The sequence below is a fragment of the Kordia sp. SMS9 genome (assembly GCF_003352465.1).
Lineage (GTDB): Bacteria > Bacteroidota > Bacteroidia > Flavobacteriales > Flavobacteriaceae > Kordia.
Genome location: NZ_CP031153.1, coordinates 4044960 through 4071942 on the forward strand (window position 1 = coordinate 4044960; position 26983 = coordinate 4071942).

29 protein-coding genes are annotated in these 26983 nt (G+C 34.5%); 17 read left to right on the plus strand and 12 right to left on the minus strand.

The genetic code is table 11. From position 1 onward, the window contains the following. The first annotated feature begins 6 nt into the window (after nt 1-6). Nucleotides 7-1002: a site-specific DNA-methyltransferase gene (locus KORDIASMS9_RS17165; protein WP_114904017.1), complete on the plus strand. Its 996-nt coding sequence runs from the start codon at nt 7-9 to the stop codon at nt 1000-1002. Nucleotides 1003-1255: 253 nt separating this feature from the next. Here KORDIASMS9_RS17165 and KORDIASMS9_RS17170 read toward each other — a convergent pair whose 3' ends face one another. Next, nucleotides 1256-1594, minus strand: coding sequence for a hypothetical protein (locus KORDIASMS9_RS17170; RefSeq protein WP_114904018.1), 339 nt, complete (start codon nt 1592-1594; stop codon nt 1256-1258). Between the two features lie 29 nt (nt 1595-1623). After that, nucleotides 1624-1845 (minus strand): helix-turn-helix transcriptional regulator, encoded by a 222-nt coding sequence (locus KORDIASMS9_RS17175; protein WP_114904019.1) that lies wholly within the window; start codon nt 1843-1845, stop codon nt 1624-1626. Nucleotides 1846-1982: 137 nt separating this feature from the next. On the opposite strand from KORDIASMS9_RS17175, the gene KORDIASMS9_RS17180 reads away from it, so the two are divergent. Then, nucleotides 1983-2180: a hypothetical protein gene (locus KORDIASMS9_RS17180; RefSeq protein WP_114904020.1), complete on the plus strand. Its 198-nt coding sequence runs from the start codon at nt 1983-1985 to the stop codon at nt 2178-2180. Between the two features lie 148 nt (nt 2181-2328). Here KORDIASMS9_RS17180 and KORDIASMS9_RS17185 read toward each other — a convergent pair whose 3' ends face one another. After that, nucleotides 2329-3855, minus strand: a complete 1527-nt coding sequence (locus KORDIASMS9_RS17185) for a S8 family serine peptidase (protein WP_114904021.1) — start codon at nt 3853-3855, stop codon at nt 2329-2331. A 420-nt stretch (nt 3856-4275) separates the two neighbouring features. Continuing rightward, a complete protein-coding gene (locus KORDIASMS9_RS17190; protein WP_114904022.1) occupies nt 4276-5166 on the minus strand; it encodes an EamA family transporter in 891 nt (296 codons plus the stop codon). A gap of 192 nt (nt 5167-5358) precedes the next feature. On the opposite strand from KORDIASMS9_RS17190, the gene KORDIASMS9_RS17195 reads away from it, so the two are divergent. Continuing rightward, on the plus strand, nt 5359-6171 hold the full coding sequence (locus tag KORDIASMS9_RS17195) for a hypothetical protein (protein ID WP_114904023.1): 813 nt from the start codon (nt 5359-5361) through the stop codon (nt 6169-6171). 18 nt (nt 6172-6189) lie between these two features. On the opposite strand, the gene KORDIASMS9_RS17200 is transcribed toward KORDIASMS9_RS17195, so the two are convergent. The 5 genes from KORDIASMS9_RS17200 to KORDIASMS9_RS17220 form a co-directional block, all read right to left on the minus strand. Beyond that, nucleotides 6190-7344 carry an endonuclease/exonuclease/phosphatase family protein gene (locus KORDIASMS9_RS17200; protein WP_114904024.1) on the minus strand — a complete coding sequence of 385 codons (1155 nt, stop codon included), beginning with the start codon at nt 7342-7344 and terminating at the stop codon, nt 6190-6192. Between the two features lie 441 nt (nt 7345-7785). Beyond that, nucleotides 7786-8250: a cold-shock protein gene (locus tag KORDIASMS9_RS17205; protein WP_114904025.1), complete on the minus strand. Its 465-nt coding sequence runs from the start codon at nt 8248-8250 to the stop codon at nt 7786-7788. A 154-nt stretch (nt 8251-8404) separates the two neighbouring features. Further along, nucleotides 8405-8596, minus strand: coding sequence for a cold-shock protein (locus tag KORDIASMS9_RS17210; RefSeq protein ID WP_114904026.1), 192 nt, complete (start codon nt 8594-8596; stop codon nt 8405-8407). Nucleotides 8597-8749: 153 nt separating this feature from the next. Continuing rightward, nucleotides 8750-9856 carry an alkene reductase gene (locus tag KORDIASMS9_RS17215; protein WP_114904027.1) on the minus strand — a complete coding sequence of 369 codons (1107 nt, stop codon included), beginning with the start codon at nt 9854-9856 and terminating at the stop codon, nt 8750-8752. A 47-nt stretch (nt 9857-9903) separates the two neighbouring features. Continuing rightward, nucleotides 9904-10299 carry a DUF3574 domain-containing protein gene (locus KORDIASMS9_RS17220; protein WP_114904028.1) on the minus strand — a complete coding sequence of 132 codons (396 nt, stop codon included), beginning with the start codon at nt 10297-10299 and terminating at the stop codon, nt 9904-9906. Nucleotides 10300-10406: 107 nt separating this feature from the next. Between KORDIASMS9_RS17220 and KORDIASMS9_RS17225 the strand changes: the two genes are divergently transcribed. Then, on the plus strand, nt 10407-12017 hold the full coding sequence (locus tag KORDIASMS9_RS17225) for an FAD-dependent oxidoreductase (protein WP_114904029.1): 1611 nt from the start codon (nt 10407-10409) through the stop codon (nt 12015-12017). Between the two features lie 89 nt (nt 12018-12106). On the opposite strand, the gene KORDIASMS9_RS17230 is transcribed toward KORDIASMS9_RS17225, so the two are convergent. Continuing rightward, nucleotides 12107-12559 carry a DUF4440 domain-containing protein gene (locus KORDIASMS9_RS17230; RefSeq protein ID WP_114904030.1) on the minus strand — a complete coding sequence of 151 codons (453 nt, stop codon included), beginning with the start codon at nt 12557-12559 and terminating at the stop codon, nt 12107-12109. A gap of 262 nt (nt 12560-12821) precedes the next feature. Here KORDIASMS9_RS17230 and KORDIASMS9_RS17235 point away from each other — a divergent pair, with 262 nt between their 5' ends. Beyond that, nucleotides 12822-13685 (plus strand): site-2 protease family protein, encoded by an 864-nt coding sequence (locus tag KORDIASMS9_RS17235; protein ID WP_114904031.1) that lies wholly within the window; start codon nt 12822-12824, stop codon nt 13683-13685. A 78-nt stretch (nt 13686-13763) separates the two neighbouring features. On the opposite strand, the gene KORDIASMS9_RS17240 is transcribed toward KORDIASMS9_RS17235, so the two are convergent. Next, nucleotides 13764-14003: a hypothetical protein gene (locus KORDIASMS9_RS17240; protein ID WP_114904032.1), complete on the minus strand. Its 240-nt coding sequence runs from the start codon at nt 14001-14003 to the stop codon at nt 13764-13766. Nucleotides 14004-14161: 158 nt separating this feature from the next. Between KORDIASMS9_RS17240 and KORDIASMS9_RS17245 the strand changes: the two genes are divergently transcribed. The 7 genes from KORDIASMS9_RS17245 to KORDIASMS9_RS17275 all read left to right on the plus strand — a co-directional run bounded on the left by KORDIASMS9_RS17245 (nt 14162) and on the right by KORDIASMS9_RS17275 (nt 20388). After that, on the plus strand, nt 14162-14545 hold the full coding sequence (locus KORDIASMS9_RS17245; protein ID WP_114904033.1) for a BlaI/MecI/CopY family transcriptional regulator: 384 nt from the start codon (nt 14162-14164) through the stop codon (nt 14543-14545). Continuing rightward, nucleotides 14538-15869, plus strand: a complete 1332-nt coding sequence (locus KORDIASMS9_RS17250) for a M23/M56 family metallopeptidase (protein WP_114904034.1) — start codon at nt 14538-14540, stop codon at nt 15867-15869. The genes KORDIASMS9_RS17245 and KORDIASMS9_RS17250 overlap by 8 nt, the downstream gene beginning before the upstream one ends. 93 nt (nt 15870-15962) lie before the next feature. Further along, nucleotides 15963-16919: a M23 family metallopeptidase gene (locus tag KORDIASMS9_RS17255; RefSeq protein ID WP_114904035.1), complete on the plus strand. Its 957-nt coding sequence runs from the start codon at nt 15963-15965 to the stop codon at nt 16917-16919. Between the two features lie 59 nt (nt 16920-16978). Beyond that, nucleotides 16979-17683, plus strand: a complete 705-nt coding sequence (locus KORDIASMS9_RS17260) for a hypothetical protein (protein WP_114904036.1) — start codon at nt 16979-16981, stop codon at nt 17681-17683. Beyond that, the gene (locus KORDIASMS9_RS17265) at nt 17683-18234 is read left to right on the plus strand and encodes a hypothetical protein (RefSeq protein WP_114904037.1); all 552 of its coding nucleotides are present in this window, start codon (nt 17683-17685) and stop codon (nt 18232-18234) included. Before KORDIASMS9_RS17260 ends, KORDIASMS9_RS17265 begins: the two co-directional genes overlap by 1 nt. A 49-nt stretch (nt 18235-18283) precedes the next feature. After that, nucleotides 18284-19144, plus strand: a complete 861-nt coding sequence (locus tag KORDIASMS9_RS17270) for a LytTR family DNA-binding domain-containing protein (RefSeq protein ID WP_114904038.1) — start codon at nt 18284-18286, stop codon at nt 19142-19144. Nucleotides 19145-19281: 137 nt separating this feature from the next. Further along, nucleotides 19282-20388 carry an acyltransferase family protein gene (locus KORDIASMS9_RS17275; protein WP_114904039.1) on the plus strand — a complete coding sequence of 369 codons (1107 nt, stop codon included), beginning with the start codon at nt 19282-19284 and terminating at the stop codon, nt 20386-20388. 101 nt (nt 20389-20489) lie between these two features. On the opposite strand, the gene KORDIASMS9_RS17280 is transcribed toward KORDIASMS9_RS17275, so the two are convergent. Continuing rightward, the gene (locus KORDIASMS9_RS17280) at nt 20490-22487 is read right to left on the minus strand and encodes a thiamine pyrophosphate-dependent enzyme (RefSeq protein ID WP_114904040.1); all 1998 of its coding nucleotides are present in this window, start codon (nt 22485-22487) and stop codon (nt 20490-20492) included. 324 nt (nt 22488-22811) lie between these two features. Between KORDIASMS9_RS17280 and KORDIASMS9_RS17285 the strand changes: the two genes are divergently transcribed. From KORDIASMS9_RS17285 to KORDIASMS9_RS17305, 5 genes are all read left to right on the plus strand, one after another. Continuing rightward, nucleotides 22812-23762, plus strand: a complete 951-nt coding sequence (locus KORDIASMS9_RS17285; RefSeq protein ID WP_114904041.1) for an isopenicillin N synthase family oxygenase — start codon at nt 22812-22814, stop codon at nt 23760-23762. 135 nt (nt 23763-23897) lie between these two features. Continuing rightward, nucleotides 23898-24248, plus strand: a complete 351-nt coding sequence (locus tag KORDIASMS9_RS17290; protein ID WP_114904042.1) for a translation initiation factor — start codon at nt 23898-23900, stop codon at nt 24246-24248. Continuing rightward, nucleotides 24248-25177, plus strand: coding sequence for a DUF1835 domain-containing protein (locus KORDIASMS9_RS17295; protein WP_114904043.1), 930 nt, complete (start codon nt 24248-24250; stop codon nt 25175-25177). Before KORDIASMS9_RS17290 ends, KORDIASMS9_RS17295 begins: the two co-directional genes overlap by 1 nt. Continuing rightward, nucleotides 25170-26039 (plus strand): nucleoside phosphorylase, encoded by an 870-nt coding sequence (locus KORDIASMS9_RS17300; protein ID WP_114904044.1) that lies wholly within the window; start codon nt 25170-25172, stop codon nt 26037-26039. Before KORDIASMS9_RS17295 ends, KORDIASMS9_RS17300 begins: the two co-directional genes overlap by 8 nt. Nucleotides 26040-26049: 10 nt before the next feature. Continuing rightward, entirely contained in the window at nt 26050-26904 is an 855-nt protein-coding gene (locus KORDIASMS9_RS17305; RefSeq protein ID WP_114904045.1) for a substrate-binding domain-containing protein, read from the plus strand. Nucleotides 26905-26983: the final 79 nt, after the last annotated feature.

Sequence of the window (26983 nt, forward strand, 5' to 3'; positions counted from 1 at the left end):
TAACAAATGTTTGAAAGACTAGACTATACTTACAAAACTGAATTAGGAAGAACTTTTTGTGGAGATTCATTGGAATTAATCCCACAATTAGAAGATGAGAGTATTGACCTTGTAATGACAAGTCCTCCATTTGCATTATTAAGGAAGAAAGAATATGGAAATAAGGATCAACATGAATATGTTGAGTGGTTAGCTAAATTTGGAGAACTAATTATGCCAAAACTCAAGGAAAATGGAAGCTTAGTTATTGATTTAGGCGGTGCATATAGAAAAGGTTTTCCAACACGCAGTTTGTATAATTTCAGAGTACTTATTCATTTTTGTGATACATTAGGTTATCATTTAGCAGAAGAATTTTTTTGGTATAATCCATCTAAACTACCTGGTCCGATAGAATGGGTTAATAAAAGAAAAATAAGAACTAAAGATTCTGTAAATACTGTATGGTGGTTTTCAAAAACAGAATTCCCTAAAGCAGATATTCGAAAAGTATTAGTTCCTTATAGTGATAGAATGAAAAAATTGATAAAAAACCCAGATAAATATTATAAACCAGCTGTTAGACCTTCAGGACATAGTATAGGAAAAAGTTTTGGAAATGATAATGGTGGGGCAATTCCGTCTAATTTATTATCAATTTCAAATTCAGAATCTAATTCTAAGTATATGGCACATTGCAAATTACTTAAAATCAAAGGGCATCCTGCTCGTTTTCCTTCAAAGCTTCCAGAGTTTTTTATTAACTTTTTAACAGACGAAGAAGATATTGTTTTAGACATTTTTGGAGGCTCAAATACAACAGGAGAAGCTGCTGAAAGACTAAACCGAAAATGGTTATCATTTGAAATGGATCGAAATTATGTAGCTAATTCAATTTTTCGATTTTTAGAAAAAGATTATTCTGAAAAAGAGCTTAGATATATTCATGATAAAATTCTTTCAAAAAAGCCTGTTGATTTAACAACTACTCTGATTAATGAAATGAATACTTTGATTAAATAATCCATTCCACAACTATTCCACTTCGCTCCTACGTCACTTGTGTAAAAATTGTTCCATTACCTTTCGTGAAGAAACTTTTTGGTAATAACTTTTTTAAAATGTGAAGTATAAACTTTGCTTTTTCTCTAAGCAAAGTAACATAACGCGAGAACATTATAACACAAATGTATACTGTTAGTAAAATGGCGAATTTTTAGTTAAACATTTGTCCCATAATTTGTCGTTATGCAAAATTACTCGGAGCATTTCTATTTTATAATTTATTAATCCAAAGATATCTAAACCTTAAAGTTTTATATTTCATTAAGTTCCCTGGATAAATTCCTGTATACCAAGTATCACAATATTGTTTATATACTTTGTTTTGTAATTTAAAACTTTGATTCATCCATATGCTCTCATCATAGACTAAATCTTCAAACCCTTTATATGCAATGACATCATAATCTGCAGCATAATTAAAATTAGATAATTCTCCAACAACTTTATCTTCATATTCGATGAACCAACCATAATTCCTTCCAAAATTTGATTTTTTCAGTTCTTTTTTATCTCGATACCATTTAGTTATTTTTGAATATATACTTTTCATTACTAAAGCTTTATATAATCTTTTAAGAATTAGCTTTCGTCTTTTAATTTAAGGTCTGCGCAAATTTCTTTGAAGATATCACAAGGATCAACGTCAATAGCTAAAGCAATTAGATATAATTCATCAGCTCTAAGCTTCGTTTTTTTGTTGTTAGCCAATTCACTAAGTCTAGTTTTACTAATTCCTGTTTTTCTAGCAACATCGGAACGATTCACTGATTTCTTTGATAAGAATAAACCTAATTCGGTCATTATTGTCTGATTTTAAGAACATAAATTTACATAATAAGATAAATTATTCTGATTTTATGAACTATTGATTTTTATTTTATCCGTATTTATGTATATTTGTTCTGATAATCGGAATATTTAATCTTAAAACAAGAACAATGCCATTTCCTAAATACACAAAAGCAGACTTAGAGAAAATCGTTTATACACAATTAGATAACTTGAATGCTATTCATGACTTGTTACGCATTATGAAAATTCAAAATGAACTTATTGAAAATGCTAATAAGAAACTAAAAGATGAAATTATAGATTTTAAAAAGCGAGTTAATTATGGTACAGGGAAGTTTGAGTAATATGAATTGTTATCAATTTATATTTAGTAACCTTTCAATAATAACAGAGAAAAATAGAATGAATACTTTCCCTTACTGCGTTTCTTCGGTTGTTTCTTTTATGCAACCTTATAAATCTGTTTTAAGTGATTAACCTTTAATTTATTTGTCATTTTTGTTCTTTTATAACCCTCAATACTGCTTTAAGAACATTAAGTCTGCCATATCCCATATATGAATTATGTCCTTGTTTATTGTATGTTACATTGCCAACTTTATCAGCTGTTTCTTTAATAATCTTTCTAATATCTTTCTCTGTTAAATTTGAATTTATCGAAAGTAAAAGTCCTATACAACCAGAAACAATTGGAGTAGATGATGATGTTCCATTAAAATTATCTACATAATTTTCATTGATTCCTTTGGATCCATCATTATAGCCTTTTTTGCCTGATATGTCAGTGGTATAATTATGAACTCCCGGAGCGCATATATCTACTTCTTTTCCAAAATTGGTTCCCCACCAAGATTCTCCATCTGCACTAGTTTTAGTCTTTGGTTGATCAAATTCATTAGATGCAGAAACAGTCAAAACATTTACTAAGCTTCCTGGAAAAGACACAGCTCCTGAATCATTTCCAGCTGCGGCAACAATAATACAACCTTTACCATTACGACCTTTAGTCCTAGCTCTTTCAAAAGCATTTATTATTTTGGTAGAAGGTAATCCACCTCCCCATGAATTACTTAATACATCAGCTCCATTTTTCCAAGACCAATCTATCGATCTTGCAATCCAATGATTTCTTGTTTCCCATCTTCCTATACTATTAGAGAATGCAATTCTAACTGCCAAAAGAGAACAACCACTGCCTACTCCTTCATTACCAATGTGGTTTTTACCAATTGCAGCTACTAATCCAGCACATGCTGTTCCATGAGCATCATTATTAAATGGTTCTTGAAATTCATCATTATCTGTACCATCATAATTACCTACAATTGCTGATTGAAGGTCTTCATGAAAACTATCCACACCTTCATCTAAAATAGCGATGTTAATAGTTTTATTACCTCTTATATACTTCCAAGCATCTCGACTTTTTGTAATATCTAGAGCATATTGAAACTGACTATAATTACTAAAGTTTGATATTGAATTATATTTTGAATTTAAGCGAGGAAGGTGTTTCCCTAAAATAATGAAGTCAGGTTCTGCATAATCTATTTCAGGATTCTTATCTAGTTTGGAAATTATTTCGAATATGTCATCTACTTCATTTAACTTAATAACATATTCATTACCTTCTTTATCTATTATTTCACCGTTTATTTCATTAATTAATTGATTGACTTTTTCTGGTTTATTAAAACCTATTAATAATCTATCAGTAGGAATAACAAGATTATCTGCTGACTTGAACACAGGAGTAGAATTAGCAATTTCATTAACCATCTTTAATTGACTATTCAACTTGTTAAATGTTCTTTTTGTTTTAACTGAAATAGTATCAAAAACAGTATATTTTTCTTTTGTTAATTCTAATCGTTTATCAAAAGAATCAATTTTATTTATTTTATTGATGATTTTAAATCTATCACTTCGTTTGCTTGGTTCATGGAATCTAATCGCAATTTTACTATTAATTGGTTCCAATTTTACTTTTTGCCCTTTTACTATATAACTATAATTCATGATAATAATTTATTGTTTATCTATAATCAAAATTAAAGTATATACCATTTATAGAGAATACCCAATAAAGGGTATTATAGATTTATAAAATATAGTAGATCAGTATTCTGAATAATTCAATTTATAAAAATTAAAAAGTGAATCCATACGGAATTCCGTAATCAGCCAAAAATTAATGTAAATTTCCATTCCACAACTATTCCGCTTCCCTCCTACACTTCGACAAACTCAGTGTAAACTCGTCGCAAAAAAAATTGTCCATTACCTTTCACAAAGAAACTCTCCAGTACTAACTTCTCTTTAAAACTTAAAGCATAAACTTCACTTTCGCCAAAACAAAGCAACAAAAAGCAAAAACATTATAAAGAAACAATAACCACCTGTAACAACTGCTAAATTTATATTCTTGAAATAGCCAATCTACTTCTTCCGAGACGTAATAAAATAAACTCCAATCAATAAAATTCCCGCAGCAATTAAGGATTGTGTGGTGAGTTTTTCATCCAGAATCCACCAACCTAGAAATAAAGCGACCACAGGATTTACATAGGAAGCTGTAGACACTTTTTCTGTAGACACTTGCTTGAGTAGATAATTAAACGCTGTAAACGCTACCAAACTTCCAAATACGATCAGTAAAATCATGGACCATTGTACGTCCGAACTCCAGTTTAAGGGAGAAGTCCACTCCTCGCCTATGGCAAAACTGACAATTGCTAACATGAGACAAGCAATGCCCATTTGATAACCTGTACTGACCAAGTGGTTTTTAGGCAAATCGGCTTTGGAAACAAATACACTCGCGTAACTCCAACCCAAAACACAGACAAATACTAGCACAATTCCTTTCAGTGTATCTTCATCCATGATCAATTCGCGCTGACTTACCAATAGATACATTCCTAGAATGCCAAAAACAACACCGATAATAGATTTTCGTCGCATGCGTTTTTTGTCAATCAATCGCATCAATAGTAGTACAAATAAAGGTTGTGTAGAAGCTAATAATGCTGTAAATCCACTGTCGAGAAATTTTAACGCCCATACAAATAATCCGTTTCCAGAAACCATGAAAAGAAACGCTACGAATATTGAATTTAGAAATTGTCGTTTGGTAATCGAGAGTTTTTTCCCCGAAAGGGCAGCAATTCCAAATATTAAGAGACTGGCACATAAAAAACGAACGGTTGCTATAAAAAACGCAGGCAATTCCGTAACGGCAATTTTGTTCATCAAATAGGTACTTCCCCAAATGATATAAATGGCGATGAACGCTAGAATAATGAGGACTTTGGATGAGATTGGTTTCATGTCAGCTAGTAAATCGCAAAAATACAATCTTGTTTTCACTTCTTGCTTATTATTTTACACACATTATTATTAATTTTAAAGGATCACAAATTTGTTGAATTTTGATACAATTGTAAGATTTTACAAAACATCATACGAACCAATCACGCGCAACCATTTGTATATTTTTACATCTATTTATAAACTTTCATTATGAAAAAAATAGTGCTTCTTGCCATCGTAACGTCATTATTCTTTAGTTGTGCTACAGATGATGCGATTCGAACGCTACCTGTGCTTGTATTTCAAGGAAATTTGGTCTTAAAAACACAAGCAGAAGTAAATGCTTTTGGCGCGCAAGGCTATAATGTGATTGATGGTGCGTTGTATATCGGTGATCCTTTTGTGGAAACCAATACGCCCGTTCCTTCAGATATTACCGATTTATCACCGCTAAATACGATTACGAGCGTAGTGAGACAGCTAGAAATACAAAGCAATCCGCTGTTGACTTCGCTCAATGGATTGTCCAACTTGTCTGTGGTTTCTGGTCTGATTGTGAATGATAATGAAAATTTGACTTCGCTGGATGGATTGTCAGGCTTGCATTTTATTGAAGGGAATTCTATTCTTACAGGACAAAATGTTTTTATTGGTGGCGTGATTTCGTTGTTGGACAATCCGTCGTTGACTTCCGTAGAAGGATTAAGCAACATCAATCCGCAAGTGTTGAGTCGCGTTTCTGTGAATACCACAGGACTTGCGTCACTTGCAGGTTTGGAAAACATTACGAATGTGGCTACGTTGCAAATCATCAACAATGACAATTTGGCTTCGTTAGCTGCTTTGCAAGGCTTGTCTGGAATTGACACCACGGTTTTTATCTTTAACAATGATATTTTGACCAATTATTGCATTTTACAAGCACCGTTGCAAAACAATCCCGAACTGACGATTTACAATGTTTCTGAGAATCAATTCAATCCAACTTTGCAAAATATTATTGATGGAAATTGCAGTCAGTAAGAAAATAACGGAATAGTTTTAGAATTTTTTGAGCGTATTCTTTAAAAAGTTCACACTGCTATTGGTCTTTATTTCCAGCCAAACGGGCAAATGATCGCTCATTTGATCACGTTTCCAATACCGATTGAAATATGTCTTAAACTTTGCATCACTTGTGAGTGTACTCGGATTGCCCTTATGCTTCAACATTAATTTGTGGTATTTTTTAATTTCTGAAGGTTCATTTTTATACACATAATCAAAGAGGTGAAACACATCGCCTAGTTCATTTCCTGCTGCATCTGTACCAATTTTGAAATAGTCTTGAACTTTTAAAAAAATACGGTCATAAATTTCACTTTGGCTGGTGTTGGTATACTTTCCTTTTAATCCGCCACATTCTACAAAACCCTTATCAGCAATCAACTCCACAATGTCTTCATCTTCTTTGTAAATATTTGTATCACCCAAAATGATCATATTGCGATCTTCAAAAGACATTTTGCTCATTTTCTTTTTCATGATTTTCATCAATAGTTTGACTTCTTCTTTTCGAATTTCTTTATCGCTAGGACCATCACCATTGCCTCCTTCTCCTGGATGTAGATGCAGACTTACTATTGAAAACTTTTGCCAACCGCTTTCAAACCCTGTAAAACTTGGCGTTCGTTTTAGTTGACGAATGATTGGATTCTCGTTCATCATTTCAGGAGAAATGACCAATTCGCCAGACAAACCAGAATGTGTGACACGCCTGGAATCGTACATAAATCCAAAACGTTCATTGTTTCCTGAACTTCCTTCTGTCACATCACTCAAGGTATGTTTCCAGTGACTTCCAAGCAATTTAAGCACCTTTTTAAATTCAGATATATCTTTATTTACTTCTTGTAATGCGACAATATCAAAGGCATTGATAATTTCTGCGATATAATATAATGATTCTGCGGTTCTGTTTTTGATTTCCCCAAAATTTTTAATATTCCACGAACAGAGCAATAAATTATCATCTACTTTTTTAGCAGGAACTTTTTCAACCAAACCTTCTTTTAGTCGAATTAGGTTTTCAATGGTTCGTTTTTTGTCTTCATCTGTTAGTAAACGCTTAAAGTGATTCTTCCTAGAATCGAGCATTATCAAAGAATAACGGTCATTTTTTAGGTCTTTATCCGGACGTATATCATTGTACCACATAACTGAAAAAATTAGTTTTATAGAGAATTACTTACATAAGTTACTGATTTTTTAGACATCAACACTATGGTAAACTGTAAATGTTTATAAATTAATGGTTTATGGAATTATTTTACATAAAAAAAATCAAATCGTTTGTTTATTTTAAATGCAATTCCCCAATTTTTTCTATTGAGATGTTGGGTAAAATTATCTGAAATCACAAAGTAATACCAATTCTACTACAAAATGTGATGTATAGAATTTAAGATTACTATTCGCGTATTTAAGACATAAAATCAAAGTATAGCCTTCGTCTTTGTAGAGATGATGAAGAGAAACTGGTGTAGGTTATATAACAAACGCATAACTCCAAAAAGCTATGCGTTTGTTATCTATAATTTTCTTAATTACTTATAAAGGTCATTACGTGAGCTGCCGTTTATAAATAATGAGAAACATTTATTCTTTTATCAAGGTAACATTTACGGCATTCAGCCCTTTTTTTCCTTGTTCTAGTTCAAAAGTTACTTTATCATTTTCGTCAATGTCATCAATAATTCCACTGATATGTGTGAAGTATTTTTCATTATTTTCAGCATCTATGATAAAGCCAAATCCTTTAGAACTGTTGAAGAAAGAGACTTTTCCTTTGCGAATTGGATCAATTTCTTCTTTGTCGCTTTCCAACGTTTTGGGAATACTTATTTCGATGGATTCAGCTTCGTATTTCACTTTTTGAGATGGATCAGGCGGCGTATCTGTTAGATTTCCATTGTGGTCCACATACGCGAACTCAATACCTTTCTTTCCACTTTCTTTTGCTTCGGCTTTTCGCGCAGCCATTTTTTTGCGCTTCTCTTCTTTCTTCTTTAATCGTTTTTTTACCTTTTCAGTTTTATTAAATGTTTGTTGTGATCTACCCATTCAGATTTTAAAATTGTTTTTTATGTAATAATTAATATGGTATCAATATACGTTTTTCTTTTTTAGATTGACGCTAAGAATTGATGAAATATGCAGAAACTAAAAAAGTCTACCAAATTTTGATAGACTTTTTTGTTTAAGATCGAATATATATTTAGATAACTTTTACGTTTACTGCGTTTAATCCTTTCCTACCTTCTGTGAGGTCAAATTCAACTTCGTCACCTTCGCGAACTTCGTCAACTAATCCTGAAATGTGTACAAAATGTTCTTTGTTTGATCCTTCTTCAGTGATGAATCCAAACCCTTTGGTATCATTGAAGAATTTTACTGTTCCTTTACTCATTGTAATAAAATTTATATTTTGCACAAAGATGAGACCAATAATTTGATTTACAATGGATCAATGGCATTTTTTTTAAATTTTACTAGGATAAATGTCTTAATATGTGCAAAATGCGTTTCAATTCGCTTAGAAATGAACAAATTATACGGAAAGTCACTGCGAATCAATTTCTGCTTTCGGATAATCTGTATATCCTTTTTTGCCTGTAGTATAAAAAGTATCTGCATCCCAATCAGCCAACGGAATTACATGTTCAAAACGTTCTACCAAGTCTGGATTGGAAATGTATGGTTTTCCATACGCCACCAAATCAGCTTCTCCATCTTCTATAACTTTATTTCCTTTTTCTTGATCAAAATCTGTATTGATCATCAAAGTTCCATTGTATAAAGGTCGAAAATGTGTTGCTATATTTGTGACGGCGTGTTCTACATCAGACACATCAGTAAAAGGTTCGGACAAATGCACATACGCCAAATCGTAGTCGTTGAGTTTTTTAATAATATATTCAAACGTGGGAATGGTTGCTGAATCTATCGTAATTCCCGACATTCCATGCAACGACGGATTGAAACGGACGCCAATTTTCTGTTCGGGCATTGCTGCTTTCATCGCGTCCAATGTTTCAAAGAAAAACCGTGCATTATTTTCAATACTTCCGCCATATTTATCGGTTCGTACATTGGAACAGTTGGTAAAAAACTGATGAAATAAATATCCGTTGGACGAATGCACTTCTACGCCATCAAAACCTGCTTCCATGGCGTTTTTCCCAGCATTGACAAAGTCTTGAATGGTGCTGTCAATATCTGTTTGTGTCATGGCGCGTGGCGTTACGGTATCTTTAAAACCTGCTGGTGTATATGATTTTCGATTCGGATTGATGGCAGAAGGCGCTACTGGCAATTTGCCATTGTGGAAATCAGGATGCGAAATTCGTCCTACATGCCACAATTGAATAAAGATTTTTCCACCGTGATCATGCACGCGTTTCGTTACTTTTTTCCAACCTTCTACTTGTGCTTTTGAGTAAATTCCGGGTGTGTGAATGTATCCGACCGCTTCTTGGGAAACCTGAGCACCTTCTGTAATAATTAATCCCGCTGAAGCTCTTTGTTCGTAGTAGATTCCGTGTAAATCATCCGTTGGTACGTTTCCGTTAGTATTGGCTCTACTGCGCGTCATTGGCGCCATAATGACTCTGTTTTTGAGTTGTAAATTTTTGGAAGTATACGGTTGTAAAAGTGGTTTTTGCGTCATGAAGATTTTTTTGTAAAAATACGCTTTGTTGTATAATTTTTAGATAGCTACTTAAAAAAAGCACGCACAGGTGTATCAATTTTTAATACAGATTCTTGATCGAATAATTGTTTGTAATTGTTAATGACGTAGACAATATCCAAGCTGTCTTGTTTGCTGCCTTTGTTGAGATAAATGATCAATCTGGAGTTTTCTGAAACCGTTTCACCTTTTGGGTTGGTCCAAAAACCTTTAGTTTGTATTTCTGTATAGCCAGAAAATCGTTTGCTGATATAATCGACTTTAAATGCATTCCATTCTTTTTCTGTAACGATTCCATTCTTTTTGGAAAGTCCAAAATACAGTTCTGTTTTAATATAATTTGATTGAAACTTAGAAGTGCCACATCCAACAAAAGATGCGGTAATGACAATGATAATGAGCGTTCTTAAATAAATTTTCATAGTATTTTTAAAAATATTTAGTGTAATACGTAGTGAATGTACAGAATTTTTATAATATATTTCTTACTTTTAAGAATAATAAACTACTAATATAACCATCCTACTTTATGAATTCATCATTTAAAGAAAAAGCACCTGAATATTTAAAAATTGTCTGTAAAGATGATCCTTTATATCAATACGCACGCGTAATTTCGAACACACGTTTTGGGCATATGCCCGATTGTATTGCCTATTGTAAAAAAGCCAGTCATGTTCAATACTGCATCAATTATTGCCGCGACAATAATGCTCCTTTTAGAATTCGCTCTGGCGGACATCAACATGAAGGTATGTGTTCTGCTGATAATGTCATTATCATTGATTTGTCAGAAATACATGAAATTATTTATGAAAGCGATACTACTGCTTGGATTCCCGCTGGAAAACAATTGGGACAAGTGTATGATGAATTAGCGAAACACGGAAAAACAATTCCTGGTGGCGGTTGTCAATCCGTAAATGTTGGTGGACTTACCCAAGGTGGCGGTTGGGGAGTTTCGGTTCGGAAGTTTGGACTTACTTGTGATTCTGTTACAGAAATTGAAATTGTATTGGCTTCAGGAGAAATTGTGATTGCAAATGCACTCAATGAGTATTCAGACTTGTTTAAAGCACTTAAAGGTGGTGGTGGTGGAAATTTTGGAGTTGTGATAGGTTTTAAATTCAATTTAGTTTCTATTCTCCCAGTGGTAACAACATTTGGATTGTTATGGGAAAATCCAGAAACTTACCTGCCTATTATAACAAAATGGGCAAAATTGCACGCAATCAGCGGAGCAATTGACGAATCACTTTCTGCTACATGCACGATGATCATTGCAAACACAATTGACAAAGACCGGAATGAGATTCACGGACGTATGGGAGGAAAATTTTATGGTTCTGAAAAAAACTTAAGAATCTTGCTTAAAGAATATTTTGGTGAAGATGTTATTGAAACTGCTGATACTGCTAATTTCAACCAAATTCCAGAGGATTATGATAAAATACCTTCAAATTCAACAAAGAAATCGCAAAAAAATGAGCACGTTATTTCGTATGCGACAGATCAGCGTGCATTGATTGATTTTATAAATCCTGCAGGAAAAATTCAGTATGTTAATATTAATCATGGTTCTTGTCAAAAACTAGATTTGACAGTATTGCCAAATAGTGGGCCAAGTTCTACATGTGACCGTCCGCATCCGCATAAAGTATCTTCTAGTTTTCCAAAGGATGATGTAGATCATGCAGTTCTAGTAGAAGCCATTTATACTTATTTAGACACATCGTGCTATTATGCTGATGTAAATATGTATATGAGTTTTCATTGTATGGGCGGCGCAGTTACTAGAAGTACGGATAACAGTTTTGGGTATTCGCAAAAGCCTTACATGCTGCAAATTCAATGTTGGTGGGATGATGTTTCAAACGCTTTTACCAATGTTGGAAGAAATACCGTTTATGTAGCATGGGTGAAACAATTTAGAGAGTCAATTGCTGAGTTTACAGAAGGTTCTTTTATCAATTTTGTAGATAAAACCTTGGTTGCTGATATTGAAGAAGATGCCAACCGATTGAAATTATTAGAAATATATTACACAAAGAAAAATTTAGACATGCTCTGCGGCATCAAGAAAAAATACGATCCAACACAGTTATTCAACTTTGAGATGAGTATTTTGCCATCCGATTGATTCAAAATATAGCAGCCAACATTCTTTGTGTACGATCAAAGAATGTTGGCTGATTATGTTAACTATTTATAATGTTGATGTTTCTCTTTTTAAATAGAATTCCAAATATCCAAATACATTTTCCACTCTGCTCCTACGCGTTTCCAAACAATAACATATTTTCCTTTCCAAGAGTTTTTTTCACCATTTGCACGAATTGTTTCGCCTTCATAATGCCCGTAATCGTAGGCTGTATCGCCTACAATCGTGATTTCGCTTGGCGTAATTTTATGATTCTTTGTTTGTACACCTTCTGGCAAGGTCCAATACTTGATAATGGCTTCCACTCCTGAAATAATTTCTCCGCGTTGTGGAAATATTTTGGCATCTTCGGTATAAGAAGCGCCAATCATTTTATAATTAGACGAATTTACATAACTCGAAAAGTTTTTGACATTTTCTAAAATTTGATCAATGTCTTTTTGATTTCCTGAGTAAGTTTGACTAATGCCAAATTGTACAAAAAATGTGACGAATACGAATGTGAAGATTATTTTTTTCATTGGTTGTTATATTAAAAGCATAAATAAACCCGTTGTGCATTTTAAATACAAAAGTTTAATCAAACGTCCGTTCGAGTGAATTTTATCAAAATGAACAACGAGTCAAATTACTATTTTTTTTTAGTTTTTGACCTGTTCTGTTTTAAAAATTCAATCATTCTTTTACCAACTACAGCTATAAAATTGGTGTTGCTTTTTCAAATAAAAGAAAAATGGTTAGGTTTGGATAGATAATTTTAACTTTACAGACAAAATTTGCTACATGCCACTCGACGTCGCACTCATTTTTATGCTGTCTTTACTGACGTTTCGCTTGCTCACCACCGTAATTCATGAGTTGGGACATGCAATTCCTGCGTTATTGTTGACCAAAAAGAAAGTCACAGTGTATATGGGTTCGTTGGGAAATCCTGAAAAATCGTTTCAATTTCAGTTAGGTCGTTTGGAATGTTTTTTCAAGTTCAATTTATTCTATTGGAGAGGCGGATTGTGTGTCATGCATGCAAAAGATATTTCTGTGCGAACCAGTTTTATTGTGACAATTTGCGGTCCACTACTCTCGTTGTTGGTTGCGGGAATTGGCATCCTAATTCTCACCAATTACGAATTTGACGATGTGACAAAATTGGTCATTTTTGCTTTGGTTTTTTCGTGTATCGTTGATTTTATAAATAACATGATTCCCAATCAAACCATGTTAGAATTGCACAATGGCATGATTGCGTATAATGATGGAACACATTTAGTGCATCTTTTTAAAAATGACAGTGTTGAAAAGATATACAGTGACGGAGTTTCTTATTTTCAACAAGAAAAGTATGCCAAAGCTGCTGAAACATTTGAAAAACTGTTGATGACTCGCTCCGATCATGAAGTATTTTATCGTTTGGCAATTCAGGCTAATTTGATGATCGGAAATTATACAAATGCTAAAAACATACAAAAAGAATTTAGCGAACGCTTTTCAGAAGCTTTTGAAATACTCGATTTTATAAACTTGGGAAGAATTCAACTGCATGAAGGATTGTATGAAAATGCGCTACAAAACTTTATGAAAGCAAAAGATATGGGAGCTGACGTGGAAGAAATACAAAAATATATAGACATTGCTAGAAAACATGTATAATACCATTTTATGTGTAAATTGGTATAACATAGTTCGTATCGAAATTTTAGATACGAACTATGAGAATTTTTCTCCATATTAACAAAGTCCATCCATGGTTCTGATTAATAGTTCTAACGCTTTTCGCCATTTAGGAGGTAAAAAAGGAAATTTTGCTATCAACTTAATAATTCCGCCAATTTTACTCCATATTTCACATAAAAAAGAAGGAATTGCTGCAACTCCAACATCTGCTCGAAGTGGCATTTTTTTCTCAAGTTCCTCTAAATTCAATGCTTCAATTTCAGCGTTAACGGTTTCAAAATTTAATTCTGCCATAATTCAATGTTTTTAATATTATTATTAGAACGAATGTACTTTTAAAAAATGCGTCTTAACATACTCATTTATAGGTATTTTTAAATTTCACGACTACAAATATAGTTTTATGACTATAAAAATAGTTATAAAGTAAAATATTATATTATATTTGCCACATGAATGAGTTAACAAAAGCCGAAGAGCAAGTCATGCACTATGTGTGGAAATTGGACAAAGCCTTTTTGAAAGATATTGTAGAACAGTTTCCAGAGCCAAAACCTGCGTACACCACCATTTCTACCGTGGTTCGTGTGTTGGTACGTAAACAGTTTTTACATTTTGAAACCTTTGGGAAAATTCGCCAATATTCGCCTGCGATTTCCAAAGAACGCTATTTTTCGCAGCATTTTAAGCAAGTGATTGGTAACTTTTTTAATGGTTCTACGAGTTCGTTTGCTTCTTTTTTTGCGGAAAGTAACACGCTCAATCTGACCGAAATGGAACAAATGAAAGCCATTTTAGAAGAAAAAATTAACACCTTAAAAGCAAACGATGAATAGTTGGTTGTTGTATATACTTCAGGCGAATTTGGTGTTTGGAAGCTTCTATTTGCTATACAAATGGTGTTTTAGCCGATTTACGTTTCATGCATTTAATAGAATCTTTCTTTTACTGTTAATTCCACTCTCATTGCTCGTTCCTTTGAGTGATGCATTGTTTCCAGAAATGCAGTTTTACCTAGAAATTCCGCTGTTTGATGAATTGGCAATATTGTCAGAAACAGCAACGAATGTTTCAACAACAACCGAAACCGAAAACTTTCAAACCATACACTATAGTTTCTGGATTTTTTCACTTTATGCTATTGGTGTTCTCTGTTTTTTAGGACGATTCGTCGCAACAACTTTTAAAGTATTCCAACTAAAAAGCAATTCAAAACCAGTTCTTTTACATGAAACAAAAGTGTACAGTGCCAATGTTGCAGAAGTATTCTCGTATTTTCATTGGGTTTTCGTTCCAAAATCAACAGCAACTTTCATAGATGCGTGTATTCTCACACATGAAAAAGCACATATTTCTAAAGTACATTCGCTAGATGTGCTTTTGGCAGAAATGTTCATTGCGATGAATTGGTGCAATCCACTCGCCTATTTCTACAGAAAATCTATAAAATCCATTCACGAATTTCAAGCAGACGCATTGGTATTACAACAAGAAAAGGTTAAAAAATCATCTTATTTGGAGCTTCTTTTGGCAAGTCTTGAACCAAAAAACACCAATCCTATATATAATTATTTTTCGCATCCAACACTCAAAAAACGAATAGAAATGATTACAAAATCACCTTCAAAAAACAACTTAAAGTTTGTCTATATATTGTTAATTCCCGTCATCGGAATTGCATGTATGGCATTTAAAAGCCCAATAATGACCAGCATTCCCGTAGAAACACTTCCAACGGCTTTTGTAAAGGAAGAAGGAATTCCCTCATTATTTCCAGTGAAAAACAAAACGGTCAAACATATTTCTTCCAAATTTGGCGCCGTTCGGAAACATCCAAAACTAAAGCACAAATCGGCACATGGCGGAATTGACATCAAAGCTGCAAAAGGAACGCCAATTATCGCCACTGCAGACGGAATCGTATTAAAAGCAACAGTTGAAGGAAATTGGGGGAATTTAATCATCATTTCGCACGACGACGGATTTGAAACGTGGTACGCACATTTGCAAGGATTCAATACAAAATTGGGTGCCACAGTCCAAAAAGGTGACATTATTGGGTATGTAGGAAATTCAGGTGTATCCACAGCACCACATTTACACTACGAAGTACGTCAGCACGGAAAACGCCTAGATCCCATGCATTATATTTCGGAATAAAATCTAAAATTAAACTCACAATTAAGTTAACAGGAACACGTTATAATGGCAGTTCCCTAGAAATCTATTTTATAAAACTAAATTATAGTACTCATGAAATTATTGTATTTGTTCGTTTGCATGTTTTGTATTTCTCAAGCAGTGTACAGTCAAACAAAAGATAGTTTACAACTTGAAACCAACAAAAAGGAGACAATTCTATTGGAAACGAGTGATCCAATGGCAAAGCTACACACACAATTTCCTGCCATTTCCATCATTCTACATCAGTTACAAAATCCTAAAACGGCTACGAAAGATTGGATTGCTGAAAACTGGAATACCAAAGTATTCAATCCATATAAAAAAGTAAAAAAGCAATATCCGTTACAAATCAAATTTGACGATAGCACATACGCGTCTCCAATTCCACGAAAAAAAGTGATTACCTCGCGGTATGGCTGGCGAAATCGCAGACCGCACAACGGAATTGATATTGATTTAATTACGGGCGATAAAGTCATGTCTATGTTTGATGGTGTGGTTCGCTATGTCAATTACCATTCGGGACACGGAAAAACGGTGGTTGTACGTCATTACAATGGATTGGAAACGGTGTATGCGCATTTATCGAAACAATTGGTAAAAGTGAATGATACGGTTCAAAAAGGACAAGTTATTGGCAAAGGCGGTACTACTGGAAACGCACGCGGAAGTCACTTGCATTTGGAAGTATTGTATCAAGGCATTCCGATTCATCCAGAATATGTTTTTGATTTATCAAATGAAGAAAACCGAATTCGCAATCATGAAATTTGGGTAACGCGCAGATGGACTACTGCGTACCGACACAATTCGAAGCGAAAATCTAACATAGAATTGTGTACTACAGAAGCTGAAGCAATTGCCAGCAAAGCCAATGAAACCAAGATTTATACCGTACGACGTGGTGATACTTTATCGCGTATTTCAAACAAATACAATGTGTCTATTGCCTCATTATGTAAGGCTAATGCTATTCGTAAAACGTCTACCTTGCGGATTGGACAAAAGTTGATTGTAACACAGTAAAATTCATTTTTTGGTGTAAATTAGGCTTTCAAAAATAGAGTAACATCAAATTGAAACACATGAAATACGCTTTTTATGCATTATTACTTTTGAGCTTTTCGTCCTGTGCTCTGGGAAGTCAGGTTGGACAAGGATATCCAAGTCAAGCATCCTATCAGCCAGATACGTCCATTACAAAATCGTTGTTTAACGATAGAGCTTCAACCATTTCAGAAGCAAACATTCAAAAAATCTTAGATGGAAACTATACATTACCAAACAATCTAAGAATCTCTTTGGTAAAACTTGAAAGTTCGCAAAGTCAACGGTTTTATTACCGAAACGACGAATATTATTTAAAATCGCAACAGGAATATTTAGATGCGTTTACGGCAAAATTCAAAGCATCGGATCGTGTGGTGAAAGTTTCACAAATTCCGGACATTCTCATTTCTCAGAATCCAACATTTACCAATATTCGTGAAGCTGCGGTTCGAACACAATCAGACATTGTCGTGATTTACGCAATCAACAGCGATTTGTATGCGCGTTACAAACTATTTTCAAAATCTGACATCAAAGCGTTTGCCACGACACAATTGATCATTTTAGACGTCCGTACAGGCTTAATTCCGTTTTCTACCATCGTCACTAAAGAATTTCAATCGAAACGACAGCAAAACGAACTCAATGAAGCGGAAGCTGCCAATCGCATTAAAAATGAAGCAATTAAACTTACCATTCAAGAAATTGGCACGCAACTCAATAATTTTATGAAAAAGTAATGTATAAAAAAATAACACTGCTACTTGTTTTTTGTTCACTTTGTGCAATAGGACAAGAGAAGAACCAAGCAACATCTAAGTTAGAGTCACTACTGACTTGGACACATCTTATAGATCGCGTCATAGAAGATGCTAAAGGTAAACATTTTGATTTCACACATATTAGTCATAGAATCAAAGAAGGTTCAATGATACTAATTGACTCAATTAATGGAGCGCAGGTTGAAATCGGTTCAGGAGCATTTACAACAGATACATATAAAGATAAAAACACAAATAAAATCATAAAATCGAGTCACAGTGATGTCATAGATTACAATGAAAATGCAGCAAGTGATTTGAAAGGAAAAATTGAAAGATTAAAAATTGATATCTATTACGACAATGAAAAGCCTGTATTTGCTACGTATCTCAAACTCATTAAGCGCAATAAAAAAATAATTAATCGCGAATTTTACTATGTGCAATTAGATGCAGATGATCCTTCGCAAAAAGAGGTCAGAGAATATATTCTAAGACTTAGCAAAGATCAGATTGCTCATAAAAGATAGTTGCCTTATTTCTAAATTCCAGTTAAATTAGCTCCTCAATTATATAACATTGATCCAAAAAATCACAAACTACCTTCGCGAACCGTATCCGTTTCTTTATAGAAATCAACAACTTATACTAAGTATTTTAGGAATCATTGCCGTGGCAAGTTTTCTATTTTCCTATGCGTTTGAACCGTTTGAAATCAACACTGCCGAACACAAAATACCACACGTTTGGATTCTCGTTGTGCATGCGGTTTTGCCTGTTCCTATTGTGTTTTTATACTTTTTATTGGTGAATTGGCGTGTAAAAGACGATGCGCGTTGGACGATAGGAAAAGAAATGCTGCATTTGAGTATTGCATTAATTTTGATTGGTATCGGAAGCTTTTTAGTGCGAGATGTCATTTATGACAATCCAAATAATTGGTCGTTTCGCTATTTTTATGAAGAAATTCGAAATTCGGTGTTGGTTGGAGTTTTATTATTAGCGATTATTCTTCCGTTAAACTTGCAACGACTCATTCAAAAACATTCAAAAAATCTAGAAAAATTATCATTTTCAGCAGAAGAATCGCAAAAAATAGTGCAAACGATGCAAATTCAAGCTGGAAACGAACATTTTCAATTTACCATTCAAGATTTTCTTTTTGCCAAAGTAGAAAGTAATTACACAGAAATCTTCTTGAATGACACAGACGGAGTTTCAAAAACGTTGGTTCGCATCACGCTCAAAGAATTGGAAACACGTTTGCAGGAATTTCCAAACATTTACAAATCGCATCGCTCCTATTTGATCAATTTAGACAAAATAACTTCCTGCAAAGGAAACGCACAAGGCTATCAATTATCGCTTCAAAATTACTCCGAAACGGTTCCAGTTTCGCGTTCAAAGTTAAAAGAATTCGACGCCTACTTTTTAAAATAACGTTGTTCGAAATCTGAGACTTCGAATAACTTCAAACAGCACTTGCATTTCGTCACTTTCCCTTGCAAACAGTCACTTTTTAAAAAATAGTATTAAAATCCTGCGTAGGTTTGTCATATCAAAAAAACGAACGATTCATGACTCCAAAAATACGTAGATATGATTTAGATTGGCTTCGCGTCATTGCCATTTTAGCGGTATATTTTCATCACATTGGCATGCCGTTTAATGGTGACGATTTTCACATCATGAATAAAGATTCTAGCAAATTATTAGATGATATCATGGTATTTTTTGAGCAATTTCGCTTGCCATTACTCTTCTTAATTTCGGGCACAGGCACCATTTTTGCTTTTTCAAAACGCACGTGGATCCAATTTGTTAAAGAACGTTCTGTGCGACTTATTATTCCACTCGTATTCGGTGTATTGTTCATTGTGCCACTACAAACATTCTTTGAACATCGGGAAACCTATACTTCCTATTGGGAACTGTACACCAATGCCGATTTTGGAATCAATCACTTATGGTTTATTGGCAACTTATTTTGGATGTCTATGTGTACCATTCCGCTTATTTTATTCTTAAAATCTAGCAAATCCAACACATTTTTGAAGCTTTTTGAACGTTTCACTGCAAAACGCTTCGGATTGTTCGGGTTAGTCATTCCTTTAAGTCTCTTATTTATTTTACTAAAACAATACTATCCGAGCTACGATAAGGATCTTTTCAACTTTTCTTCTACCTTCTTTTATGGTTTTTTCTTTGTGTTGGGCATGTTGTTCGCTTCCGCAGAATCGACTTGGTTGCACTTAAAGCAGTATCGCAAACTCAACTTCCTTTTATTTATCTTTAGCTCACTCATATTTTACGCGTATTACTTTGTCCCTGGCGAATGGTTAGCGCCATATTTGACGAATACGCAAGGCTGGATGCTTTGGTATTTGGTGTGTTGTTTGGTCGGTTGGAGTTTTGTAATCACGTTGTTGGGTTACGGACAAGTTTGGCTCAACAAGAAAAGTCAATTAGTTCAAAAACTCAACGAAGCCATCTATCCGTTTTATATTCTGCATCAAACAGTCATTGTGGTATTTGCCTATTACATAGTACAATTCGACATGTCAATTGGTTTGAAACTTTTGCTTTTACTGATCACTACATTTCCTGTGATTGTATTGATATACAGATATCTCGTCTATCCGTTTACGCTAACGCGAATTGTATTTGGGATGAAGAAAAAATAAAATGATTATATCTAATTTTAAAACTAGAACTAATAAATCTAACAGCGAAGCAGCTTAAAAGGTTTCCGCCTACGCGGGAAAAAGTCAAAAAGCAAAACGATCTAATACGCCAACAACTCCAACAACGCAGCTTCAAAGTCGTTTTTGGGTAAATACTGACGCTCCAAACCTTGATCAAACGGAATGGGTGTTTCTAAACTTGCCAAACGCTTTACGGGCGCATCCAAATATTCAAAGCAATTTTCCATAATCATCGCAGAAATATCGCTCGAAATACTTCCAAACAGTGAATCTTCTTGTAAAATGATCGCTTTACCTGTTTTTTTGACGGAATTGTAAATTGCTTCCGTATCTAGCGGTTGCAGTGAACGCAAATCAATCAAATCGGCAGAAATTTCCGGATTGTTTCCTAAGGTTTCCAATGCCCAATGTACAGCTGCACCATAGGCGATAATGGTAATATCGTTTCCTTCTTTCAGCACAGAAGCTTTTCCGAAAGGCAACGTATAATAATCCGTTGGAACATCTTGATACACGCTTCTGTACAAGGCTTTGTGTTCAAAAAACAACACAGGATTTGGATCATTGATTGCGGTTGCTAACAATCCTTTTGCATCATACGGAAATGCAGGATATAGTACTTTGAGTCCAGGTGTTTTGGTAAACCAAGCTTCATTGGTTTGCGAGTGAAAAGGTCCTGCGCCCACGCCCGCGCCACAAGGCATTCGCACCACAACATCCGCATTCTGATTCCAGCGATAGTGTGATTTTGCCAATAAATTCACAATCGGATTGAAGCCGCTAGAAACAAAATCAGCAAATTGCATTTCCATCACAGCTTTCATTCCGTTCACAGACAATCCGTACGCGGTAGAAACAATGGCAGATTCACAAATTGGCGTATTGCGCACACGTTCTTTTCCAAAAAGATTCACAAAATCATTCGTAATTTTAAAAACGCCGCCATATTCTGCCACATCTTGTCCCATAATGACCAAGTCGTCATGCTTCTCCATAGATTGTTTCAATCCTTGTGAAACTGCATCTATCAAACGTATATTTTCTACCTTTGAATTTGGCACAACTTCCTCATTTAAAGATTCTTTATATACATCACTTAATTCTTTACTTATAGTTGAAGTGATTTTAGTTTCATCAAATGCTTTCTGCAAATGTTCGTTAATTTCATTTGAAAACTCACGTTGAAATGCTTCTTCAATTTCAGAAGTCAAGACACCTTCCAATTGTAAAAAATTGCGGTAATTATCAATCGGATCTTTGGCTGCCCAGGCATTCATCAATTCCTTTGGAACATACTTTGTACCGCTCGCTTCTTCATGTCCGCGCATGCGAAATGTTTTAAATTCTAACAAAATTGGTCTTGGATTCTCGCGAATACTATCTGCCAAGGCGGAAACTTTCGAATAGACTTCCAAAATATTATTGCCATCAATCACATGCGATTCCATGCCGTAGCCTTTGCCTCTATCTGCCAAATGCTCACAATTGTACTGTTCTGCCGTAGGCGTAGACAATCCGTAACCATTATTTTCTATACAAAACAATACAGGCAAACTCCACACAGAAGCCACATTCAACGCTTCGTGAAAATCACCTTCACTTGTTCCGCCTTCACCTGTAAATACAGCACATGCGTGTTTATTGTCTTTCAATTTATTAGCCAACGCAATGCCGCTTGCTACGCCCAATTGTGGCCCTAAATGCGAAATCATTCCCACAATCTTAAATTCTTGTGTGCCAAAATGAAAACTACGATCGCGTCCTTTGGTAAAACCGTTGGCTTTTCCTTGCCATTGCGAAAACAAGCGATATAACGGAATTTCGCGTGTCGTAAATACACCTAAATTTCGGTGCATTGGTAAAATGTATTCTTCTTTTGTCAATGCGGAAGTTACACCAACTGCAATGGCTTCTTGTCCAATGCCGCCAAACCATTTGGAGATTTTTCCTTGACGCAATAGAATGAGCATCTTCTCTTCTATCATTCTCGGTTTCAGCATTTTCTTGTATAAATCGAGCAACGTTTCGTTGGTCAAATTTCCTTTTTCGTATACCATTGGTTTTAGTGTAGTTGGCATGAATAGTCTTTGGTTTAAATAGATATTCAAAAATCAAGAAAAAAAACGGTTCGTCAAAGCGCAAGTAGAGAATTTTTACAATTGTTAATAACTCTCTTTTTTCAACCGTATATTTTTAGCTACATTTGTAAAAATAAGCCTTTAACGGCGATAAAGTTATTAACAATTTAAGTTTCAAGCGAATTTCGAAATCGTTTGAAATTTAAAATTTCTGTAAAAATAAAACCTGAATTACATGACCCGAGCATGCAAAGAAGTGTCTCACCTAACTGTAAAGGTGACTAGCGAATTGCATGTGATCATTAAAACAATAAATATAAACACATGAAAAATATTCCAAGCGTAGACCTAAGCGATTTCCTGTCTGACGATCCTGCAAGAAAGCAAAAATTCATTGACGAAATAGGAAAAGCATACGAAGACATTGGTTTTGTGGCTTTGAAAGGACATTTTTTAAGCAACACTTTGGTAGATAATTTATACGAAGAAATTAAACAGTTTTTTGCCTTGCCTGTAGAAACAAAAAGCAAGTATGAAATTGAAGGTATTGGTGGACAACGCGGTTATGTTTCGTTTGGAAAAGAAAGTGCCAAAGGAAGAAAAGTGGGCGATTTGAAAGAGTTTTGGCACTTTGGTCAATATGTAGAAGGTAATGATAAATTGAAAGAAGAATATCCTGACAACGTGACTGTTACTGAATTGAAAAATTTCAATGCGGTTGGAAAAGAAACGTATAAAATGCTAGAAAAAACGGGCGTGTATGTATTGCGTGCCTTGGCTTTGTATTTAGAATTGGATGAATTTTATTTTGATAATTTCATTAAGAATGGAAACAGTATTTTGCGTCCAATTCACTATCCACCAATTACAAGTGAACCGAAAGATGCCGTACGTGCCGCAGCGCATGGAGACATCAATTTGATTACATTGTTAATGGGCGCGCACGGAAAAGGATTGCAAGTTCAACGTCATGATGGCGAATGGTTAGATGCCATTGCAGAGCCAGACGAATTGGTCATTAATGTAGGCGATATGTTATCGCGTCACAGTAATAATAAGTTAAAATCTACAATTCATCGTGTGGTGAATCCGCCAAGAGAATTGTGGGGAACTTCGCGTTATTCCATTCCTTTCTTTATGCATCCAATCAGTGAAATGCCTTTGGATTGCTTGGAAAATTGTATTGATGAAGACAACCCGAAAAAATTTGAAGATATTACTGCGGGTGAATTTTTAAATCAGCGTTTGATTGAATTGGGATTGATTAAAAAGTAACATATATATTATAATATACCAATAACACCAATAGTGACGCTGTTGGTGTTATTTTTTATAAATAAACAAACGATTTTTCATATATTGGATTTTATAAACAATTGATAAAAACCCAAACTGCAAGAAAACAACTGTATGGCAAAGAAAAAAATGAACAGTCTGGAAGATTTAGGCGGATTTGTCTTTTCAACCAATGATGATTTTGAATTGGAAAACGACACTGTTGAAGAAACGCTTTCCCAAAAACAGCAACAACTAGAAGCACATTTTAGTAATAAAGGTCGTGGTGGAAAAATAGTCACAGTGATCAAAGGTTTTGTCGGTTCTGAAGAAGACTTAAAAGCATTGGGTAAATTACTGAAAGTAAAATGTGGTGTTGGCGGCAGTGTCAAAGATGGTGAAATTATCATTCAAGGGAACTTTAGAGATAAAATTGTACAAATTCTTGAAAAAGAAGGATACAATGTAAAACGTGTAGGTGGATAATGTTACAACAAACCTTACACATATTAAATGGCGATAGTTTAACGCCGAGGCTCGCAAAACTAGGCATTACAGACGATCAACTGGTTTGGCGTGAAATGCTGTGCGAAGGAAAAACAGCTTACGATTTAAAATCGGATGCTTTTAAAGAAGCGCGTATGGAATATTTAAAACAATTTATTGATACTGAAATGACGTACGATACTTCGTTTTTAATTCCATTATTGACAACCAATTTTGCAAAATATACTTCGGTAGTTTTATGGTTTGAATATGATTTGTTTTGTCATATTAATATGATGGCGGCGTTGAGTCACCTGAAACATTTAAAAATTACTGGCAACATTTATTTGGTCTGTAGTGGCTGGATTGAACATGAGAAAAATTTAAAAGGATTGGGCGAACTTTCTGATAAACAACTCAAAACACATTATCAAGAAAAGATTGAATTAACTAAAGATGATCTCGAATTAGCAGATACCTTATGGAAATTGTATTGTTCTGACAATCATATTGACTTTAAAAAATATGTAACCACATCTTCTTCCTTTCCCTATCTTTCCAACTGTATCAATGCGCATTTAAAGCGTTTTCCAAATATTTCGAGTGGATTGAACGTCCTAGAATCGCACATTCTCAAAATTATTCACAAAGAAGAAATAAAAAACACACGACAGCTTACAGGGTACATTTTACAGTACCAAGGATATTATGGTTTTGGCGATTTGCAAATCGCACGAATTATTGAAAAATTAGCTGCTTTTTATGACACTAAAAACGATCGTTTAACTTTAAACAGAATAGGATTGTTAGCGATTGATGAAATGAAAAATTTCTACGATCAACTTTCTGACAATACCACTTTTGGAAATTGCCATAAGTACAGCTATTGCTATCATTCTTCTGAACAAATACTTACAAAACATGCATAGAATCGCAGAATCAGAACTTATTATAAATCCTGACGGAAGTATTTATCACTTAAATTTACTTCCTGAAGACCTAGCTACGACCATTATTATTGTTGGCGATCCAGATCGCGTAAAAATGGTAAGTGCTTATTTTGACACCATCGAAATTAAAAAAACAAAACGCGAATTTGTAACACATACTGGAACACTTCGCGGAAAGCGCATCACCGTACTTTCTACAGGAATTGGCACCGATAATATTGATATTGTTTTTAACGAATTGGACGCACTTGTCAATGTAGATTTTGCTTCGCGAACCGTTAAAAAAGAATTGACAACCTTAGATATTGTGCGAATTGGAACTTCGGGTTCTATTCAAGAAAACGTTCCCACAGATAGTTTTGTAATTAGCGAATATGCGATTGGTTTTGACAGTTTGTTACACTTTTATGAATGCGATCATGTACTCGAAACCGAATTTTCAGAAGCGTTCATGAAACAAACCCACTGGTCGCCCAAGAAATCAGAACCGTATGTAGTGAAAGGAAGTCAAGAGTTGATCGACAAACTATCGTCTGAGCAAACTATGTTAGGTTTTACAGGAACCAATGTTGGTTTTTACGGGCCGCAAAGTCGTAAAATCCGATTAAACGTTCAAGATGAAGACTTAAATGAAAAGTTGGCAACATTCACACATCAAGATAAAAAAATAACAAACTTAGAAATGGAAACCGCAGGAATTTACGGATTGGCAAATTTGCTAGGACATCGCTCCCTTTCCATGAATGCCATTATTGCAAATCGTCCACTTGGCGAATTCAGTAAGGCTCCCAAACAAACCGTAGATCAGTTAATTCAATACACCTTAGAGAAATTAGTATAAAGAGAATTTAATGAAGAAAATTAATATCGGTGGTGTTCCAGAACACTTCAATCTGGCTTGGTATTTAACACTTAAAGAACGTGCGTACGAAAAAGAAGGCATCAACCTGCGTTGGAAAGATTATCCTGGCGGAACAGGTGCCATGTGTAAAGCACTTAGGAATGAAAAAATAGACATTGCTGTGATCCTTACGGAAGGAATCATTAAAGATATCATAGCGGGAAATCCTGCTAAAATTGTACAAACCTATGTGCAATCGCCTTTAATTTGGGGAATTCACGTTGCGGCTGATGCTACTTATAATACGATAGACGATTTAGAAGGAACCAAAGCTGCCATCAGTCGTTTTGGTTCTGGCTCGCATTTAATGGCGTATATCAATGCCGAAAATAATGGCTGGGACACCGACAATCTTGGTTTCGAAGTCATTAACAATTTAGAAGGTGCTATTGATGGATTGAACAAGGGAAAAGGCGATTATTTTATGTGGGAACATTTTACCACAAAACCGTTGGTAGATCAAGGAATATTTAAACGTGTTGCTGATTGTCCAACACCTTGGCCCTGTTTTGTGATTGCTGTGCGATCAGAATTGTTAGCTGAAGATGAAGAAACGGTAAAAACTGTTTTACGAATTATCAACGAGATGACGTCAAAATTCAAAGACATTCCAAATATCGACGAACGGATAGCTGTACGCTACGAACAGCAGTTGGATGATGTACAAAAATGGTTATCATTAACCGAATGGAGTCAAGAATTAATCGACGAAGAAACCATTGAAAAAGTCCAAGAAAAACTACTCAGTTTAGATATCATTCCTGAAAAATGGAGTTATAAGAGCTTGACACACAAATTAGTATAAATACTTCTTTCTCTAAAAAAATCATGTATATAATACAGATTTATACTACATTTTATTCAATTTTACAAATTTTAGACAT

Excerpts from the sequence above, each read along its gene's own strand:
- KORDIASMS9_RS17300 (WP_114904044.1), top strand. The coding sequence starts at position 25,170 with ATGCATAGAATCGCAGAATCAGAACTTATTATAAATCCTGACGGAAGT.
- KORDIASMS9_RS17165 (WP_114904017.1), top strand. The coding sequence starts at position 7 with ATGTTTGAAAGACTAGACTATACTTACAAAACTGAATTAGGAAGAACT.
- KORDIASMS9_RS17185 (WP_114904021.1), bottom strand. The coding sequence starts at position 3,855 with ATGAATTATAGTTATATAGTAAAAGGGCAAAAAGTAAAATTGGAACCA.
- KORDIASMS9_RS17255 (WP_114904035.1), top strand. The coding sequence starts at position 15,963 with ATGAAATTATTGTATTTGTTCGTTTGCATGTTTTGTATTTCTCAAGCA.
- KORDIASMS9_RS17230 (WP_114904030.1), bottom strand. The coding sequence starts at position 12,559 with ATGAAAAAAATAATCTTCACATTCGTATTCGTCACATTTTTTGTACAA.
- KORDIASMS9_RS17265 (WP_114904037.1), top strand. The coding sequence starts at position 17,683 with ATGTATAAAAAAATAACACTGCTACTTGTTTTTTGTTCACTTTGTGCA.
- KORDIASMS9_RS17195 (WP_114904023.1), top strand. The coding sequence starts at position 5,359 with ATGAAAAAAATAGTGCTTCTTGCCATCGTAACGTCATTATTCTTTAGT.
- KORDIASMS9_RS17180 (WP_114904020.1), top strand. The coding sequence starts at position 1,983 with ATGCCATTTCCTAAATACACAAAAGCAGACTTAGAGAAAATCGTTTAT.
- KORDIASMS9_RS17305 (WP_114904045.1), top strand. The coding sequence starts at position 26,050 with ATGAAGAAAATTAATATCGGTGGTGTTCCAGAACACTTCAATCTGGCT.
- KORDIASMS9_RS17235 (WP_114904031.1), top strand. The coding sequence starts at position 12,822 with ATGCCACTCGACGTCGCACTCATTTTTATGCTGTCTTTACTGACGTTT.
- KORDIASMS9_RS17260 (WP_114904036.1), top strand. The coding sequence starts at position 16,979 with ATGAAATACGCTTTTTATGCATTATTACTTTTGAGCTTTTCGTCCTGT.
- KORDIASMS9_RS17190 (WP_114904022.1), bottom strand. The coding sequence starts at position 5,166 with ATGAAACCAATCTCATCCAAAGTCCTCATTATTCTAGCGTTCATCGCC.
- KORDIASMS9_RS17250 (WP_114904034.1), top strand. The coding sequence starts at position 14,538 with ATGAATAGTTGGTTGTTGTATATACTTCAGGCGAATTTGGTGTTTGGA.
- KORDIASMS9_RS17240 (WP_114904032.1), bottom strand. The coding sequence starts at position 14,003 with ATGGCAGAATTAAATTTTGAAACCGTTAACGCTGAAATTGAAGCATTG.
- KORDIASMS9_RS17280 (WP_114904040.1), bottom strand. The coding sequence starts at position 22,487 with ATGCCAACTACACTAAAACCAATGGTATACGAAAAAGGAAATTTGACC.
- KORDIASMS9_RS17220 (WP_114904028.1), bottom strand. The coding sequence starts at position 10,299 with ATGAAAATTTATTTAAGAACGCTCATTATCATTGTCATTACCGCATCT.
- KORDIASMS9_RS17205 (WP_114904025.1), bottom strand. The coding sequence starts at position 8,250 with ATGGGTAGATCACAACAAACATTTAATAAAACTGAAAAGGTAAAAAAA.
- KORDIASMS9_RS17200 (WP_114904024.1), bottom strand. The coding sequence starts at position 7,344 with ATGTGGTACAATGATATACGTCCGGATAAAGACCTAAAAAATGACCGT.
- KORDIASMS9_RS17175 (WP_114904019.1), bottom strand. The coding sequence starts at position 1,845 with ATGACCGAATTAGGTTTATTCTTATCAAAGAAATCAGTGAATCGTTCC.
- KORDIASMS9_RS17285 (WP_114904041.1), top strand. The coding sequence starts at position 22,812 with ATGAAAAATATTCCAAGCGTAGACCTAAGCGATTTCCTGTCTGACGAT.
- KORDIASMS9_RS17170 (WP_114904018.1), bottom strand. The coding sequence starts at position 1,594 with ATGAAAAGTATATATTCAAAAATAACTAAATGGTATCGAGATAAAAAA.
- KORDIASMS9_RS17245 (WP_114904033.1), top strand. The coding sequence starts at position 14,162 with ATGAATGAGTTAACAAAAGCCGAAGAGCAAGTCATGCACTATGTGTGG.
- KORDIASMS9_RS17210 (WP_114904026.1), bottom strand. The coding sequence starts at position 8,596 with ATGAGTAAAGGAACAGTAAAATTCTTCAATGATACCAAAGGGTTTGGA.
- KORDIASMS9_RS17215 (WP_114904027.1), bottom strand. The coding sequence starts at position 9,856 with ATGACGCAAAAACCACTTTTACAACCGTATACTTCCAAAAATTTACAA.
- KORDIASMS9_RS17275 (WP_114904039.1), top strand. The coding sequence starts at position 19,282 with ATGACTCCAAAAATACGTAGATATGATTTAGATTGGCTTCGCGTCATT.
- KORDIASMS9_RS17295 (WP_114904043.1), top strand. The coding sequence starts at position 24,248 with ATGTTACAACAAACCTTACACATATTAAATGGCGATAGTTTAACGCCG.
- KORDIASMS9_RS17225 (WP_114904029.1), top strand. The coding sequence starts at position 10,407 with ATGAATTCATCATTTAAAGAAAAAGCACCTGAATATTTAAAAATTGTC.
- KORDIASMS9_RS17290 (WP_114904042.1), top strand. The coding sequence starts at position 23,898 with ATGGCAAAGAAAAAAATGAACAGTCTGGAAGATTTAGGCGGATTTGTC.